The 17,527-nt window shown below is 59.8% G+C and carries 9 protein-coding genes; 6 read left to right on the top strand and 3 right to left on the bottom strand.

Annotation, left to right across the window (positions count from 1 at the left end):
- Positions 1-62: 62 nt before the first annotated feature.
- Together NQ014_RS05820 and NQ014_RS05815 are read left to right on the top strand one after the other, a co-directional pair.
- On the top strand, positions 63-824 hold the full coding sequence (locus NQ014_RS05820; RefSeq protein ID WP_257074224.1) for an SDR family oxidoreductase: 762 nt from the start codon (positions 63-65) through the stop codon (positions 822-824).
- Positions 825-848: 24 nt separating this feature from the next.
- The gene (locus NQ014_RS05815) at positions 849-1,580 is read left to right on the top strand and encodes an SDR family oxidoreductase (protein WP_016421787.1); all 732 of its coding nucleotides are present in this window, start codon (positions 849-851) and stop codon (positions 1,578-1,580) included.
- Between the two features lie 82 nt (positions 1,581-1,662).
- Here NQ014_RS05815 and NQ014_RS05810 read toward each other — a convergent pair whose 3' ends face one another.
- Together NQ014_RS05810 and NQ014_RS05805 are read right to left on the bottom strand one after the other, a co-directional pair.
- On the bottom strand, positions 1,663-3,360 hold the full coding sequence (locus NQ014_RS05810; RefSeq protein WP_101687974.1) for an AMP-binding protein: 1,698 nt from the start codon (positions 3,358-3,360) through the stop codon (positions 1,663-1,665).
- A gap of 540 nt (positions 3,361-3,900) precedes the next feature.
- Positions 3,901-4,746 (bottom strand): HNH endonuclease family protein, encoded by an 846-nt coding sequence (locus NQ014_RS05805; RefSeq protein ID WP_257074221.1) that lies wholly within the window; start codon positions 4,744-4,746, stop codon positions 3,901-3,903.
- Positions 4,747-5,072: 326 nt separating this feature from the next.
- Here NQ014_RS05805 and gltB point away from each other — a divergent pair, with 326 nt between their 5' ends.
- Both gltB and NQ014_RS05795 read left to right on the top strand, forming a co-directional pair.
- Positions 5,073-9,695: a glutamate synthase large subunit gene (gene gltB, locus NQ014_RS05800; protein ID WP_257074322.1), complete on the top strand. Its 4,623-nt coding sequence runs from the start codon at positions 5,073-5,075 to the stop codon at positions 9,693-9,695.
- Positions 9,688-11,229 (top strand): glutamate synthase subunit beta, encoded by a 1,542-nt coding sequence (locus NQ014_RS05795; RefSeq protein WP_257074220.1) that lies wholly within the window; start codon positions 9,688-9,690, stop codon positions 11,227-11,229. Before gltB ends, NQ014_RS05795 begins: the two co-directional genes overlap by 8 nt.
- Before the next feature lie 8 nt (positions 11,230-11,237).
- Here the strand turns inward: NQ014_RS05795 and NQ014_RS05790 are convergent, their stop codons facing one another.
- The gene (locus tag NQ014_RS05790; RefSeq protein ID WP_257074219.1) at positions 11,238-13,805 is read right to left on the bottom strand and encodes a multicopper oxidase domain-containing protein; all 2,568 of its coding nucleotides are present in this window, start codon (positions 13,803-13,805) and stop codon (positions 11,238-11,240) included.
- 580 nt (positions 13,806-14,385) lie between these two features.
- On the opposite strand from NQ014_RS05790, the gene NQ014_RS05785 reads away from it, so the two are divergent.
- Entirely contained in the window at positions 14,386-16,248 is a 1,863-nt protein-coding gene (locus NQ014_RS05785) for a polysaccharide biosynthesis protein (RefSeq protein ID WP_257074218.1), read from the top strand.
- Between the two features lie 34 nt (positions 16,249-16,282).
- The gene (locus NQ014_RS05780; RefSeq protein WP_257074216.1) at positions 16,283-17,527 is read left to right on the top strand and encodes a hypothetical protein; all 1,245 of its coding nucleotides are present in this window, start codon (positions 16,283-16,285) and stop codon (positions 17,525-17,527) included.

The following is a 17,527-nucleotide window of genomic DNA, read 5'->3' as shown; positions in this document are numbered from 1 at the left end:
AGGTGTCCTATGACTACAGTCGGGAATATCAGTAGACGCATGTAGCAAGGAGTTGAGCCCCCATGACCTCTGAAACTTCAACTAATGGCAAGAAAGTAGCTGTAGTTACCGGTGCTTCCTCCGGCATTGGTGCCGCCACTGCCAAGCAGTTCGCAGCTGAAGGTTTCCGCGTTGTGCTGGGAGCCCGCCGCGAGGACAAGCTCGAGGCTGTCGCGGAGGAGATCCGCGCCGCCGGTGGTGAAGCGACGGTCTACAAGGTCGATGTCACCTCTGACGACGATGTGGCGGCGCTGGCTAAGGCCGAACCGCGCGTCGACGTGCTCGTTAACAACGCAGGTGGTGCCTGGGGCATGGAGTCGGTTGAAGGCGCCGTCGAGGAAAAGTGGCGCTGGATGTACGACGTCAACGTGCTGGGCACCCTGCGCGTCACCCGCGCACTGCTGCCCGCACTGAAGTCCACCAGCGGCATTGTGCTCACCGTCGGCTCGATTGCCGGCCGTCAGGTCTACACCGGCGGTGCCGGCTACAACGCAGCCAAGCACGCTGAGCGCGCCCTGGTGGAAGTCCTGCGTCAAGAGGTTGCTGCCGATGGCGTGCGCGTCACCGAAATCGACCCGGGGCGCGTCCACACCGACTTCTCACTCGTGCGTTTCGACGGCGACGAGACCAAGGCCGCAGCGGTCTACGACGGCGTTGAGTCGCTGACCGCCGATGATATTGCCGACATCATTGTGTTCGCGGCCACCCGTCCGAAGCGCGTCAACATTGACTTCCTGCAGGTGACCCCCATCGACCAGGTGGGCGGCGCGAAGCCGAAGAAGTAAACCGACTACATAGAGGAGCCGTACATGAGCATCGATATTGCCGCTGACACCAAGATTGCCCTGGTCACGGGCGCAAGCCGCGGTATTGGCCTGGCGGTCGCCAAGGATCTCTCCCGTGATCACCATGTCATTGTGGGCGCTACCAGTGCTGAGTCTGCTGAGAAGGTAGCGTCGCAGTTGCCGTCGGCAAGCGTATTCGTTGCTGATCTGGGTGATACCGACGCCGTAAACGCGGAAGTGGCAAAGTTGTTGGAGGCGCTCGGTGGGCGCGGGCTGGATGTGCTCGTGCACTCGGCGGGCGTGTACGTCGATGGGGACGTGGCGGAGGTTTCGCGTGCGGACTGGTCGCGAATTATGGACATCAACGTCGTCGCCGTTGCCGACCTGACCCGCCAGCTGCTGCCGGCGCTGCGCAAGGCAGAGGGCACGCTGGTGACCATCAACTCGGGCTCGGGATTCCGCGCTTCAGCTGGTACTTCGCCGTATGCGGCGTCGAAGTTCGCGCTGCGGGCCTTCACCGATGCGCTGCGCGAGGAAGAGCGTGGCGCGGTACGAGTCAGCTCCGTGCACCCCGGACGCGTCGATACCGATATGCAGGTTCAGCTGCAGTCGAATTGGCACCGCGATGATGCGGATTGGCGTTACGACGGAACGAAGTTCATGCGGCCTGAATCGATCGCAGCCGCAGTACGTCTGGCCGTTGATACCGGAGCGGATGCCAACGTGGATGAAATCCAGGTGCGCCCGCGCGGATAGTCGCGCAAAAGGTAGCTGAGACAAGCAAAAAGTGTGCCCACCAGGCGGATAGCCGGTGGGCACACTTTCGTGTGCAGGCTTCTTACTGAGCGTCCAGGTTCAGGCGCTCGTGCATTGCCTTGACCTCGCGCGGGACAACCTTGCCGATGGCGTTGCGCGGCAGGGAGTCAACGAAGAAGACGCGGTCCGGAGTGGAGTGCTCGGCCAGAGTTTCGCGGACGTACTCGCGCAGCATGTCCTCGGTGAGGTTCTTGCCGGCCTCATTGTCCTCGCGGACAACATAGAGGAACAGGTCAGCGAAAATCTCATCGTTTTCGTTGCTGCCGTGGCAGAAGACATCGGCGATACCCGGCACCGGGCCCAGAATTTCTTCGACCTCGCGTGGGAAGACGTTCTCGCCGCCCTTGATCACCATGTCGTCGGAGCGACCACAGATGTACAGGTAGCCGTCCTGGTCGATACGGCCGAGGTCACCAATCTGGAACAGGCCATCGACGGTGGTGAACTTGTCCTTCTTGTTCAGGTAGCCGATGAAGGAGAGCTCCTGAGCGGTGTGGATCATGCCAACCTCACCCGGCTCGACTTCCTTGCCGTCGTCACCCAGGATGCGAACCTTGGCGCCAATTGCCGGGCGACCTGCGGAGTCCGGGCGGGCTGCGAGGTCCGCGCCGGATGCGATGGAGCACAGGCCGGCCTCGGTGGAGCCGTAGAAGTTACAGATAACCGGACCGAAGCGGTGAGTCAGCGCGGAGACGAGCCAGCCCGGGATGGCGTTACCAGAGGAGACGATGAAGCGGAACGGACCAATCTTGCGGTTCGGCTCCTCATCCAGAACATCCTTGATCTGGCGCAGGAAGAAGGCTGCGGAAATCATGCCGTTACAGCCGTACTGTTCACACTGGTCAACAGCCTTCTTCGGGTCGAAGACACGCATGGTGACAATGGTGGAGCCGGTAGCCATGCCAATCAGCACATTTGCCCAGCCCCAGGCGTGGAACATGGATGCGGACTGGTGAATTACCATGTTGCGGCGCCACGGAATACGCTCGGCGATTGCACCCACAGTTGCCGGTGTCTTCGGCTCATTGCGCAGGACACCCTTCGGGATGCCGGTGGTGCCGGAGGACATGATGATGATGCGTCCCTGTTCCGGCTTCGGATCTAACTTGGCGTTCGAGGTACGGCCTTCTTCAATGAGGTCTTCCATGAACAGGAAGTTCTTGCCCGCGTTCTTGCGGGTCTCTGGCTTGGTCACGGAGGTAATAACGACGGTGACATCGTCGAGGTCTTCCGGCAGGTTGCCCAGGAACTCGTCATCGACGAACAGGAACTTGGCCTTATTCTGGTCAACGACGCCGCGAATCTGAGTCGGGCCGGAACCGATGTTCATCAGCATAATTTCGGAGCCGATGAATCCCTTGATAGCCATCGGCAGAATAATGCCGCGGCCGTTACGTGCGATAACACCGAAGCTGGACTTCTGAGTCATGCCACGGTCCATCAAGGCACGAGCCAGGGCGTGGGCGTTGTCCAGCAGCTGAGAATAGGTCAGTTCGCCGTCATCATCGACAAGGGCGAGGCGATCCGGGTAGCGCAGCGCACCCATGGAAATCAGGCTGGCGACGGAGAACTTCAGGCGACGCAGGTAATCGAGGACCTTCGGCGCCGTCTTCGGAGTCATGTACAGGGCGCCGGTACGCAGGAGCGGTGGAATCGACTGGGCAAAAGCCTTGATTTGCAGCCCAAGTGGTACTTGCGGAGCCTTCATTTCAGCTGCCATGGGTGAGAATCCTCCAAGGTGATGGACAAGCGATTAATAGTGCCAAGCGACTCTTCAGTCACATTGACACCATCAGTCACGATAGTGCGTTTTTGTAACAACCAGACTTTAACAAACCTGTGCCGCGTCAAAAAGTAGTTTCCAGCAAGAAAAGTAAAAATACGCAGTCAGTGTGCGCAGCGCTTTACGACGGATACCTTTTTCGCGAACGGACTCGAGGATACAGTGTTATCAAACGGTTATAAACCGACAGGAAGCAGTGAATATAACGAGATGATAACACTGTGGTAACGAATTCAATTCTGATACTGACGTATATAACTCTATGAATCCAGGGGTTTTCGGTTGGTTTCTTTGAAGGGGGTGGGCCGTAAGTGAATGGCGGTCGCCCCCAGAAATTAGGGGCTAGGAATCTTCAGGAAAAATGAAACGCTCGCGACCGAGAGGGGAGGGAGGTTGCGAGCGCGTAGCTGAATAGGTGGCATATTCGCCGGCTTGAGCCTCGGTGTGTGGCATCGGTGAGCGCCGGAGGAAGTTGCCCTAATTCAGGGTTAGGGCGGCAAGTGCGGGGTCATCCTCTGGTGTGCAGGTGGAGAGCCAACGGTCGATGGCATCGTACTCCGCCTGTGTGAGCCACAGGTGGTATTTCTGTTTTACTGCCACCTGGCGAGCGACATACTGGCAGCGAAATGGCTTATTGGCGGGTACCCAGGATGCGGCATCGCTATCCCGCTTCTGTTGATTGGCGGGGCCATCGACGGCCAAGAGGTTGAGGGGGTCATTGGCAAGGTCCTGCCGAACCTCGGGTGGGAATTGCTGTGCCCCCTTTTGCCAGGCGTCGCTTAAGGCTACGACATGGTCGATTTGAACGGCAGAAGAGGTATCGCGGCCACGCTGGAACTCAATCATCGTGCCGGTATAGGGATCCAGTAATTGCCCTGAAAGCACGACGCAATCGCGGCTATTTGGTTTGTACTCCTTATTAATAAGGTCACGATTCAAAATATCGTTTCGCGTGTCACATCCGTTGTGCCCAAACTCGGCAGAGACGTCGTCACTCCAACGTTGTCCGAACTCATCGCGCGCATAGCCGGTTTTCGGTGCGCGCCCTTTTACCTCCAGCTGGTTGAGGGCGCTACGGATGCCGTCGATAGGCGATGTGCCGGGCGCTGGGGTGTCCGGGGCGTCCGGGGAGTGGGGCGCTTCAGGAATCTCGGGCGCGGGTTCCTCTGGCTCGGGCGTGAATGCGGGTGCCGGAGCCGGGCTGTACGACTGGCTCTCTGGAGTGGGGGCTGTGGGAGCCGTGCAGCCGCTGAGGATTGTCACTGCGCCGATAAGGAGGGCGAGGCCCTGCAGTGGCGAGCGGAAACGACGGTTGACGAGCATGGAGCTAACCATAGCGGTGGGAGCGGATTGGGTATGGAGGGAGGTTTGCCAAAGAATCGAACAACTGTGCGTAGTTGGCGGGGGTGGTAGCTCGATTAGGGGGTTATGGCGTTAAAGCAGGTAGTGAAAGCCCGATTTTAGTCGAACGGGAAGGGCATTCTAGCTCCTTCGGGGGTGGGTAAATATAGCCAGTTCCCTAAATACGTATTGCAATACGCCTAGATGAAAGTGCATTGTTAAAACAGTTGGAAATATAGATAACCCGTGTCCCCCAATTGGCACATTGCACCTACAAGGGGAAAACAGCCATGACAGCTAAGACAGCCATGACTCTGACCGAAACAGCGACCACATTGCCTCGTGGTCCTCAGAGGGAAGGTCTCTACCACCCGTCGAACGAACATGATGCGTGTGGCGTGGCCTTTGTTGCCGACATTTACGGTCGCCAGACCCATGACATTGTCGAAAAGGGCATTCAGGCACTGGTCAACCTCGACCACCGCGGTGCCGCCGGCGCTGAGAAGACCACCGGCGACGGTGCCGGCATTCTCATTCAGGTTCCGGATGCCTACTACCGTGCTGAGCTGAGCAAGGAAGGCGTTATTTTGCCCCCGGCCGGCACCTACGCCACCGGTATTGCGTTCCTGCCGCAGTCGCGCATGGCCACCCTCGATGCCATCCGGGCTATTGAAGATATCTGCGCCGAAGAGGGCATCGAGATTTTGGCATGGCGCGATGTGCCGATTAACGCTGACGGGCTTGGTCAGATGGCTCGCCAGGCTATGCCGGTGCTGCGTCAGCTCTTCGTTACCGCGAAGAACTACGAGGGTCGCCAGCTCAGCGATATCGATCTCGACCGCAAGATGTTCTTCCTGCGTAAGCGGTGCGAGCGTGAGCTGGGTGAACAGGGCGCCGGCGAGGGCTCTGGTGGCGACACCGTGTACTTCCCGTCGCTGTCCAGCCGCACGATCGTCTACAAGGGCATGCTGACTACTCCGCAGCTGAAGGATTTCTACCTTGACCTGCAGCAGAAGGAAGTCACTTCCGCGCTCGCCATCGTGCACTCGCGCTTTTCCACGAACACTTTCCCGTCCTGGCCGCTGGCACACCCGTACCGCTACGTCGCTCACAATGGTGAAATCAACACCGTGCGCGGCAACGAGAATTGGATGCGCGCCCGCGAGTCGCTGATTCGCTCTGGCAAGCTGGGCAACATCGACCGCGCGCTGCCGGTGTGCGACCCCAACGGTTCTGACACTGCGCGTTTCGACGAGGCCCTGGAGTTGCTACATCTCGGTGGTCGCAGTCTCCCGCATGCGGTCATGATGATGGTTCCGCAGGCCTGGGAGCACGACGACAACCTCAGCCCGGAGGTTCGCGCGTTCTACGAGTACCACGCCTGCCTGATGGAGCCGTGGGACGGCCCTGCAGCCATCTGCTTTACCGACGGCCAAGTCATCGGCGCCACCCTGGATCGCAATGGCCTGCGCCCGGGGCGCATCTGGGTGACCGACGAGGGCCTGGTGGTCATGGCCTCCGAAGCTGGTGTCTTGGATATCCCGCCGGAGCAGATTGTGCGGCGCACGCGCGTCCAGCCGGGGCGCATGTTCCTGGTGGACATGAAGGCCGGTCGCATTATTGAGGACAAGGAGATTAAGTCCACGCTGGCCGCTACCGGTCCATACGAGGAATGGATCAAAGAGGGCCTGGTCGACATCACCGACCTGCCACGAGAGCGCTACCAGTACATGCCGCATGCCCGCGCGGTGTTGCGGCAGCGCGTCTTCGGCATCACCGAGGAAGACGTTGACCTAATCATCCGCCCGATGGCACTCACCGGCGCGGAGGGCCTGGGTTCGATGGGCTCAGACACGCCGATTGCGGCACTGTCCAACCGCCCTCGCATGCTGTTCGACTTCTTCTCGCAGCGGTTCGCGCAGGTTACCAACCCGCCGTTGGACTCGCTGCGCGAAAAGTCCATCACCAGTATGAATACGTTGCTGGGTGCAGAGACCAACATCCTGGAGCCCACCGCCGATGCCGCCCGTCGCATCCGGCTTGAGCATCCAATCCTGGACAACCACGACTTTGTCACCCTGTGCCAGGCGGGCAAGAACGAGGAGTATTCTGAGTTCCGTGCCGAGGTCATCTCCGGCCTGTACCCGGTCGCCCGCGGTGGCCGCGGCCTGCGCAACGCTATCCGTCGTGTCCGCCGTGAGGTCTCTGAGGCCATCGACCGTGGTGCCCGACTGATTGTGCTGTCTGACCGCGAGTCCAATGAGCGCTTTGCCCCCATCCCGTCGCTGCTGCTGACCTCTGCGGTCCACCACCACCTGGTGGAGGAGCGCACTCGCACGCGCGCCAGTCTCATCATTGAGGCTGGCGACGCCCGCGAGGTGCACCACATGGCCATGCTGCTGGGCTTTGGCGCCGATGCCATTAATCCGTACATGGCTTTCGAAACCATCGATGAGCTGCGCATGAAGGACCAGCTCGGTGATCTGACGCTGGATCAGGCCTGCTCGAACTACTGTAAGGCCGCCTCCAAGGGCGTGTTGAAGGTCATGTCCAAGATGGGTATCGCCTCACTGCAGTCCTACCGTGGCGCACAGCTGGCCGACACCGTAGGTCTGTCGCAGGAGTTCCTGGACGAGTACTTCACCGGCGCTGTTTCTCCGCTGGAGGGTATCGGTCTCGACGAGGTCGCAGAAGATGTTGCAGCTCGTCACCGCAGCGCATTCCTGCCGCGTCCGGAAGAGCAAGCACACCGCGAGCTGGATCTCGGCGGCGAGTACAAGTGGCGTCGCGAAGGCGAGTACCACCTATTCAACCCGGAGACCATCTACACGCTGCAGCATGCGACCCGCACTGGTCAGTACGCGGTCTTCCGCGACTACACCAACAAGGTCGATGAGCAGACCAAGCAGCTGGCAACTCTGCGCGGCATGCTCGAGTTCGCCTCGGACCGCAAGCCAATCGACATTGATGAGGTCGAACCGGTCTCCAGCATCGTCAAGCGTTTCTCCACCGGCGCGATGAGCTACGGCTCCATCTCTGCGGAGGCACATGAGACGCTGGCCATTGCTATGAATCGCCTAGGTGCGATGTCCAATTCCGGCGAGGGCGGCGAAGATCCAGACCGTTTCGAAATGGAGGCCAACGGCGATTGGAAACGCTCTGCCATCAAGCAGGTAGCATCGGGCCGCTTCGGTGTGACCAGCCACTACCTGTCCAACTGCACCGACATCCAGATCAAGATGGCCCAGGGTGCAAAGCCCGGCGAAGGTGGCCAGTTGCCACCGAACAAGGTCTACCCGTGGATTGCGGAAGTGCGCATTACCACCCCGGGCGTGGGTCTGATCTCGCCACCACCGCATCACGACATCTACTCGATTGAGGATTTGGCGCAGCTCATTTACGACCTCAAGAACGCCAATCCGCGCGCCCGCATTCACGTGAAGCTCGTCTCCGAGCAGGGTGTGGGTACTGTCGCCGCTGGTGTGTCGAAGGCGCATGCCGACGTTGTGCTGATCTCCGGCCACGATGGCGGCACTGGTGCTTCGCCGCTGACCAGCCTCAAGCACGCTGGCGGTCCGTGGGAGCTGGGGCTCGCTGAAACCCAGCAGACCCTGATGCTCAACGGGTTGCGCGACCGCATCCGCGTGCAGTGCGATGGCCAGCTCAAGACCGGTCGCGATGTCGTGGTCGCGATGCTGTTGGGCGCTGAGGAGTTTGGTTTTGCCACCGCTCCGCTGGTGGTTGAGGGCTGCGTCATGATGCGCGTCTGCCACCTGGACACCTGCCCAGTCGGTATTGCCACCCAGAATCCGACGTTGCGGAGCAAGTTCACCGGCCGCGCCGAGCACGTGGTCAACTTCTTCACCTTCATCGCCCAGCAGGTCCGTGAATACCTCGCTGAGCTGGGTTTCCGCACCATCGATGAAGCGGTCGGACATGCCGAGTGCCTGCGTCCGCGCAAGAATCTGGGCAACCTTCCGCGCGTCGCAAAGCTTGACCTGGAGCGAATCCTGCACGTCGGCGAGAGCCCCTTCTTTGCGGACCAGGATCCCTACTGCACGAAGGCGCAGGACCACGGGCTTGAGGGCGCGTTGGACGAGCGCCTCATCGACGAAGCGCAGCCCGCGCTGCGTACGGCGCGCGCGAATGGGCTGGCACCGACACCGGTATCGCTGCACCACGCCATCAGCAATGTGAACCGTTCCGTGGGCACGCGCCTGGGGTACGAAGTCACCAAGGTCGCAGGTAAGCAGGGGCTTGCCGACGACTCCATCGTCGTCAACCTGCTCGGTTCCGCCGGTAACTCGCTGGGCGCGTTCCTGCCGGCCGGTGTGACCATCAAGCTGGACGGCGATGCCAACGACTTCGTCGGCAAGGGCCTGTGTGGCGGCAAGATTGTGGTCCGCCCTTCGCGTTCGGCCCCGCCGACCGCGGATGTGGCTACCGACACCATTGCCGGAAATGTCATTGGTTTTGGTGCCACCAGCGGTGAAATCTTCGTCCGCGGCACTGTCGGTGAGCGCTTCTGCGTGCGTAACTCCGGTGCTACGGCCGTGGTCGAGGGCATCGGTAACCACGGTTGCGAGTACATGACCGGTGGCCGCGTCGTAGTGGCGGGCCCGGTCGGTCACAACTTCGGCGCCGGTATGAGTGGCGGTATCGCTTACCTGCTGGATAACGAGGCGACGCGGGCGAACATCAACACCGAGTTGGTCGATATCGTGCCGCTCGATGATGAGGACATCAGCTGGTTGGAGGCCACGCTGTCGAAGCATCGCAAGCTCACGGGTTCTAAGACTCGGTTCCCGGCTGCACAGTTCATCAAAATCATGCCGCGTGATTACGCCCGAATTCTCGACGTAGTCGCGAAGGCAAAGGACAACGACGCTGACATCAACGAAGCAATCATGGAGGCAGTAACCAATGGCTGATCCGAAGGGTTTCATGAAATTCCAGCGCGAAGAGCCTGCTCATCGCCCGGTTCCGCTGCGTCTGATGGACTGGAAAGAGGTCTATGAGGAGGCTAGCAACGAGCAGGTGCAACAGCAGGCGACCCGCTGTATGGACTGTGGCGTGCCGTTTTGTCACTCGGCCTGCCCGCTGGGCAACATCATTCCGGAGTGGAATGACCTGGTTCGTCAGAACCGCTGGCACGAGGCTTTCGAGCGCTTGCACGCCACCAACAACTTCCCGGAGTGGACGGGCCGCCTGTGTCCGGCACCGTGTGAGGGCGGTTGTGTGCTCGGCATCAACGACGATGCGGTGACCATCAAGAATATCGAGTTGGCTATCGTCGAGCGCGGTTTCGATGAGGGTTGGGTGCAGCCGATTGTGCCGACTTTCGACACCGGCCAACACATCGCTGTCATTGGCTCCGGGCCGGCGGGTCTTGCTGCAGCACAGCAGCTTACTCGCGCCGGGCATGATGTCACGGTCTTCGAGCGCGACGACAAGATTGGTGGCCTGATGCGCTACGGCGTGCCGGACTACAAGATGGAGCAGCGTTTCCTCGACCGTCGTCTTGAGCAGATGGAGATTGAGGGCACCGAGTTCTGCACCAACATCTCACCGACTGCCGCTGACCTGGCCGATTTCGACGCTGTTGTCTTGGCTACCGGTGCGTCGCTGGCCCGCGACCTGCCCGTCGATGGCCGTGATCTGGAGGGTATTCACCAGGCTATGGAGTACCTGCCGGGAGCCAACCGCGTTGCCGCAGGCGAGCTCGACACCCCGCCGATTGATGCCAAGGGCAAGAAGGTTGTCGTCATCGGTGGTGGCGACACCGGCATTGACTGCTTCGGTACCGCGCTGCGCCAGGGAGCGGCGTCCGTCACGCAGTTTGATATTCGCCCACGTGCGCCGAAGTCCCGTGCGGCGTCGACTCCGTGGCCGATGTACCCGCTGGTCTGGCGCGTGGCGACTGCTCACGAAGAGGGCGAGTACACCATCACCGGTTCCGAACCACCAGAGGTTACCGAGGCACTCGGCCTCAACGCTCGCGTCACCGGCGAGACTCTGGGCAAGCGCGTCTTCAACGTCAACACCGTCTCCTTCCACGGCGAGGACGGTCACGTGACCGGCCTGTCCGCCAACGAGGTCGAGGTCATCGATGGCAAGCGTGTGCCCATGGAGGACACGGATTTCGAACTCGATGCCGACCTAGTTCTCATCGCGCTGGGCTTCTCCGGTCCGGAGCGCGGCGGTCTGCCGCATGAGCTGGGTATTCAGTTCAACGATCGCGGTGTGATGATGCGTGACGACGACTACCTCGCCGTGCGCAGCGACATCGAGCAGAACTTCGACGGTCCGGTGTTCGTGGCCGGTGACAATGGCCGCGGTGCCAGTTTGATCGTGTGGGCTATCGCCGAAGGTCGCGCCTGCGCCGAGGCCGTGGACCAGTACCTGATGGGCGAGTCCAATCTGCCTCGCGCGGTGGAGCCAGAAGACGCTCCAATTAAGTTGTAAACCCTGGTTTAGTTCACCACTATGTTGCCGCGTGCCCCCATTTCGGCATGCACCATCTGGTGGTCGACAAAGCGGTACGTGCCTAGCTCCGGGAATTCGGCCTCAACATAACCCCCCTGAGCGGCACCGAGGTCAAGGGCTTGAGCACCGCCCACGCCGTCGTCAAGCAAAAGCGCGCCCTCCTTGTACACGCGATGGAACTGCGTGCCGACGATGTGGAAGCTCGTGCCCTTGTTGGGGCCGGCGGCGAGTACCCAGAAACGTACCGTCTCACCTGCGCGAATACGAATTGGGTGGGTGAGATACTGGTCGGGGTAGCCGTTGAACTTGTAGATATCGGGGTCCTCGGCCATGGCCTTGTCGGCGTCGGGGCCGTCCTCGCCCCAGTAGCTTTCCGACTGCACCAGAAGAACCTCGTGGTCGACTTCGGTGAGATTCGGTGGGTCGATGATGACGGCACCGTGCATACCGGCGGCGATGTGCATGGACATGGGCATGGTCGCGCAGTGGTACATCCAGATGCCCGCACGGTCAGCGCGGAAACGGTACTCAAGCTTCTCACCAGGGGCGATGTCGCGCATCGGCTCATCCGGCGAGATAATGCCGGCATGAAAGTCGATGGAGTGACTCATGGTGCCATCGTTGATGAGCGTGACGACGAACTCGTCGCCCACCTTGCCGCGCAGAGTTGGCCCCAGCGGTTTGCCGTTGTAGACCCAGTGCTGCTGCTCGACGCCAGGGGCAGCGTAGCCGGTGAATTCGCTGGCCCGCAGCGTGACGTGGTGAACCGTGGCATCCTCGGCGGGTTCTAATAGCGGGTTGATGGTGGGGGAATCCGGGCCGGGTAGCTCGCCGACATTCCCGAGTGCGCCTGGTGTTGCGTGGTCGGAGTGGCCGCTGTTCCCGGTGCGGTGTGAATGATCCGAGCCACCTGCATTGACCGTGAGCGTCATGCCCATCTGGCGGTGACCAGCAATGGTGCACCAGCCGTCAATGTCACCGGGAACAACCGGCACTTCAATGGTGGCGGAGTTGCCAGGGGCGACACGTCCGGTGTCCTCCCCGGTGGCCAAGCGCAGATCGTGGACCTGGGAATCAGCGTTGACCATGGTGATGACCAGTCGGTCGCCGGGGTTTGCCTCTATAACGTTCGGGGTATAGGTCATATCGTTGGCGGTCACTGTGACCTCGACGGTTTCTCCGGTGGGCGCAACATCGCTGGTGGTTTCAATGCTTCCCGTACCGCCACCGCCACCGCTCAGCGCAACGCCGACGGTTACTACCAGGCCCAATACAGCCAGAGCAGCGGTAGTTTGAGCACCGAGTCGACGTGCAGTTGCGTGCAGTTCGACCGGCTTCGGTGATGCTTCCTTGTTAGCCCGTGCCTTCTGACGTTCCTTCAGCGCACTAATCTGTGCCTTCGCGGCACGGCCGACAAGTGGCAGATAAGACACCAAGGCAAGGGAGACCATTGCGGAGACCGCCACTTTGGTCCAGGAAGGCAGCGGCATTAGCCACAGTGCCAGACCAATATTGATGGTCGACCAGCGGAATGCGCCCGCGCGGTCAAGTTCCTTCATGCCGGCAGAGACTGGGCCAGCTCCTCCGCCGATGGTGGCGGGCAAGAGTTGGCTCATCATGCCGATGAGCAACTGGGCGCCGAAACCGATTACCAGCGGCAGCGTGAGGGATGAGATTACGAAGCCGTCGTCAAGCGCCTTGACTGTGGCGACTGCGAGTGTGCCGATTAGCCATACGATGGCGGCCGCGACAGACAGCGCCGGGTAGCTGAGGCGGTCGCGAGGGTCTTTAGCGACGGTCATGACGTTGTGCGCCCACGGGATGGCGGCTATGACCCAGCCGATAGTGATAATGCCAAGGCCGACGGAGTCCAACCAGTTGATGCTGGTCAGTGCGCCGATCGCGGTAATCGCGATACCTATGAGCTGTATTGCTAGTGCCAGCTTCGGGCGGGAACGCGGCGACATCTGGGTTCGCCACAGCGCTGGGAACATGGTGATGAGCGTGCCGCAGGCCGCGAGCCCGAGGAAGCCAATGAGGTTGACGGCTTCATGTGCCAGTAGGAGGTCGTCGTGAAGCGCTTTGCCCTTCGGAGATGCGAGGATGGCGCCGAGTGCAGCGCCGATGGGCAGTAGACATGCCGACGCGACGTAGTGCGCAACGGAAATGGCGAATGGCCGATCGCGCTTCGCCATCAGGTCGCGGCCGAGGGAGATTGCATGCCATGCGACGGCGACGCCGACGACCGCCGCGCCGACGGTGGTCACCGGCCACCAATCACCCAGCTTGCCAACGACCGTAGCGACAATGCCTACGTTGAGCAGGTAAATGTTTGTTAACTGAATGTGCCGATTGCCATCGGGCACGTCGATTTTCAGTAGCTTCTCGGTGAAGTGGCGGCCCCAGATGAGGATGGAGTTGGTGACTGCGCCGAGGGTAAAGAGGTGTACTAGCAGCCAACGGCCATCGGTGACGAAAGGGTGAATGAGTGCTGCCACGATGATGGAGGCGAACCACCAGCGCACTGGCATGCCGGCCTTGCGATGCCAGGACATGCGGCGCTTCTTGTCAGGCTTTTTAGGCGGTTTGGTTGTGGGGGATTGGGGTTCTGGTGTGGCGTGCGACGACATATATCAATAATACGCATACTGGGTGCGCATTTAATATGGGCGCATGTAAGAGTGCTTTTATTTGGGCAGGTCTTCGCCGTTTTTGTAGGCCTGCCAGAACTGTGTGGTCTGCTGCGCCCGACGCGTTGATGATGTGCTCACGGGGGTGTAACCCTTTTGTCAAAAACGATTGTTTGAGTATTCACGCAAATACTTCCTTGAATAAATATCTCAATAAAGAGGTGATTTTGCATTAATTGCAATCGTTAGGAAGTGGCTACGTTAGAAGTTAGTTTGTACAGCTAGTTATATGAATGTAAACAGATTGAAGTTTCAGTAAATAGTTGGTGAAACGTTGTTTTACCAGGGAGAATGATAGGAGAAAAGGGTGGCCTTTTGGCTACCCAAGTGCTGGGGTAGCCCTATGGAGTAAGGGGCTGTAAATGTAGTTCATATCGCATAGTATGCCAAGCCTGTGGAACGCATTGTGCGTAGGAAAATTTAACCAGCAGTAAAAGGCATAAGAATGTTTATCCGAGACTGGAAGCAGCTCGCCTGGTGTGTATTTGACGTACTCGCCTGGCTGATTGCGCTGTCCGCCGCTAACGGAATCGTCCGCGGTGAATTGGTATCTTTCTCTGAAATATCAGGCACGAACTTTTTGGTTGTCGCTGTCGCCGTGGTAGTCATCGTCTTGGTCGGCCTGCTGCTCGGGGAATACACCAACCCGCAACGCGTATGGCCCGGCAGTCGAACTGAAGATATTGTCCTGCTGGCTATAAGCATGGGCGGCGCTACCGCAGCCACTGGTTTAGCTCAAGTCCTGAAGACCTTCCCGGAAATTGAGTGGTATGTTCCGTTTGCTGGTGGTTGTGTCGCGACTTTGGTGAGTATTTATACCCGTACTCTCGCTCGCTGGATTACCAACAACTTTGGCTCCCGCCAGACGGATGATCGCTTGATTGTTCTCGGTGCAGGCCGGCGGGCCAAGTTCTTTATCAACAGCCTGACGGATTCTGGTATCTCCCGTGAGAACCGCTTCCACTTGGTGGGAATCGTTGATCCCGATGAAAACGGCGAGAACCATATTTCTCGCATCCACGGTCTCCGTGTGATTCGTGGCATTGATCAGCTGGGCGAAGTCGCATCGCGCACTTCGGCGCAGTCGGTCATCATTGCTACTGATGAGCCGCTGTCCACTGAGTGCATTAATGTCCTCAACCACATCTGTGAGGAATCGTCGCTGCGTCTGCTCGTTCTGCCTCCAGTGGAGGAGTACTCGCGCCACCGTGGCGCTGTCGCTACCGCGCAGGTGCGCGAAATTAACATCGCCGACCTCATTGGCCGTCAGCCGCTGCACCTGGATGAATCCAAGGTCGCTTCCATTATTCGCGGTAAGAAGGTGCTGGTCACGGGCGCTGGCGGTTCTATCGGTTCCGAGATCTGCCGACAGGTTCACCGCTTTGAGCCGGCAGAACTGATCATGCTGGATCGCGATGAGGGCGGCTTGCACTCCACGCAGCTGTCGCTGACGGGTTCAGCGCTTCTCGACGGTTCCGATACCGTCCTGGCTGATATCCGAGACGCGGAAATGCTGACTCAGATCTTCACCGAGCGCAAGCCCGATGTTGTCTACCATGCAGCGGCTCTGAAACACCTGCCGCTGCTGGAGAGCTACCCGGCAGAAGCGGTGCAAACCAATGTCATTGGCACGCAGAACGTGCTGGATGCAGCGGCTGCGGCCAATGTTTCAACGGTTATTAATATTTCCACGGACAAGGCTGCGAATCCGGCGTCGATTCTGGGTGAATCCAAGCGTGCCGCGGAACGCCTGACTGCGCACATGGGGTGCACCCATGAAGGTGTCTGGGCATCTGTCCGCTTCGGTAACGTGTTTGGCTCGCGAGGTTCGGTCATTACGACTTTCCAGCGTCAGATTGAAGAGGGCGGGCCGGTTACCGTGACGCATCCTGACGTTCAGCGCTACTTCATGACCATCCCGGAGGCGTCGCAGCTGGTGCTGCAGGCCACCGTTATTGCAGAGTCCGGTGAGACTCTGGTGCTGGAGATGGGCAAGCCGGTCAGGATTGCTGAGCTGGCGGAGAATCTCATCAACCTCCATGACGCAGACGTCGAGATCGTCTATACGGGTCTTCGTGACGGTGAGAAGATCTCTGAGGACTTGGTTGATGACCGTGAGGTTCCCAAGATCGGTGACCGTCATCCGCTAATCACTGAGGTACGTGTTGAGCCGGAACAGCTGAATTCGCGGATTCTGCCCTGCACACATAATCACGATGCTGCACGCCGCTGGCTTGCAGAGCACGGTGGGGGCGCAAAGCAGTATTGCGGCGCATCCCACCGGTGCACAATCACTTGCAACCGCTAGCTCGAAAGCAAAATAGTTAGGATGACTCCCCACCGTGACAACCACCAGCTCCTCTAACTCCGGGCAGCTGGCGCAAAGAGTTCGAACAGTTGCGACGATTTCGGCAGCTTCAGCGCTCGCCGCAATCGTCGCCTTTGTGGTCAGTATTCTTTCCGCGCGAGTGCTGGGGCCCGCCGGTCGAGGCGAGGTCGCTACCGTTTTGCAGTTCGCCTATATTGTGGCACCATTCGTTGGCTTTGGGGCCGATCGGCTTTTGCTGCGCCGCGATGATTACGACCACGGTCTCATTCCGAGTGGTTTTGCCATGACTGTAGTCACTCTGATTGCCTGTGCCATCGCAGGCGTCGTCTACGGACCGTGGACGGCAATGGCCGGCGTTGTCGCCTTGGTTACCGTGTCGTTTTCCATGGTTCGTGCCATGGCTATCAGCCGGCATCGGGTGTCCTTCTTCGTCGCGGTATTCGTCTGTTTCCAAGGCTCGGTGCTGCTGATTAGCACTGCGCTGTATTTCGCTGGAGTCGAGGACTGGCGCTGGTGGGCTGCGGCCTACATTTTCCCGGCGCTGCCCCTGGCAATCTGGTCGCTGGCGAAGTCACGCGAGCATACCGATTCCCGTGTCGGCGGAGTTGTAGAGACAGCTCGTACAAATGCCCCGTTCATCGCATCGGGTCTGGGGCCGCTGACGACGACACGCTTGGGGCGCGTTTTACTGCCGGCGCTGGCCTCGCCGGCGTCGTTAGGCCTTTTCGTGGTCGTGGCGACGGCGACAGAGCCGCTGTACTGGGTCGCGCAGTCGGTCGCCGATCAGCGCACTAGCGACCAGAGGGGTCGCGAACTCACCCCGTCTCGCGTGCTCCGACATCTTGGCATAGTCACTGCAGCGTACGGCGCACTTGGTGCTCTCGGTGGTGTGGCACTCTACTTCCTCATCGTGCCGGTATTCGGCCATGAGTTTGAGCCTGCCCGGGAGTTGGTGCTGCCACTGACTATCGCGGCCGTGGTGCTCGGCTGCTACCGACACCTGTGCGGTGAAATTCTCGGCAGCGACAATCCCCGTCGAATTGGCCGAGTGGAGCTCATTTCCGCCGTCATCGCTGTCGTTTGTTACCCGATTGGCATTCTTCTCGGAGATGCCCTCGGCCTCGCGTGGACCAGCGCAATTGTCTACTTTGCAGCAGCAGTTGTTGCCGCAGTGGCGCTGATGCGGCCAAGCGAAGGCCAGAAGAATCCATCAACCACAACTGAAGAACTCCCCGTCGACGTAATCGAGGAAGCCTAA

Origin of the sequence: Corynebacterium sp. 5QC2CO (genome assembly GCF_024580435.1) — a bacterium.
GTDB lineage: Bacteria > Actinomycetota > Actinomycetes > Mycobacteriales > Mycobacteriaceae > Corynebacterium > Corynebacterium jeikeium_D.
The sequence above is the reverse complement of the archived record's forward strand: the minus strand, read 5'-3'. Positions and strand labels throughout refer to the sequence as shown.

What these genes read in the sequence shown, in the direction of transcription:
- NQ014_RS05785 (WP_257074218.1), top strand. Translation starts at nt 14,386, where the DNA reads ATGTTTATCCGAGACTGGAAGCAGCTCGCCTGGTGTGTATTTGACGTA.
- gltB (WP_257074322.1), top strand. Translation starts at nt 5,073, where the DNA reads ATGACTCTGACCGAAACAGCGACCACATTGCCTCGTGGTCCTCAGAGG.
- NQ014_RS05815 (WP_016421787.1), top strand. Translation starts at nt 849, where the DNA reads ATGAGCATCGATATTGCCGCTGACACCAAGATTGCCCTGGTCACGGGC.
- NQ014_RS05805 (WP_257074221.1), bottom strand. Translation starts at nt 4,746, where the DNA reads ATGCTCGTCAACCGTCGTTTCCGCTCGCCACTGCAGGGCCTCGCCCTC.
- NQ014_RS05820 (WP_257074224.1), top strand. Translation starts at nt 63, where the DNA reads ATGACCTCTGAAACTTCAACTAATGGCAAGAAAGTAGCTGTAGTTACC.
- NQ014_RS05810 (WP_101687974.1), bottom strand. Translation starts at nt 3,360, where the DNA reads ATGGCAGCTGAAATGAAGGCTCCGCAAGTACCACTTGGGCTGCAAATC.
- NQ014_RS05790 (WP_257074219.1), bottom strand. Translation starts at nt 13,805, where the DNA reads ATGTCCTGGCATCGCAAGGCCGGCATGCCAGTGCGCTGGTGGTTCGCC.
- NQ014_RS05795 (WP_257074220.1), top strand. Translation starts at nt 9,688, where the DNA reads ATGGCTGATCCGAAGGGTTTCATGAAATTCCAGCGCGAAGAGCCTGCT.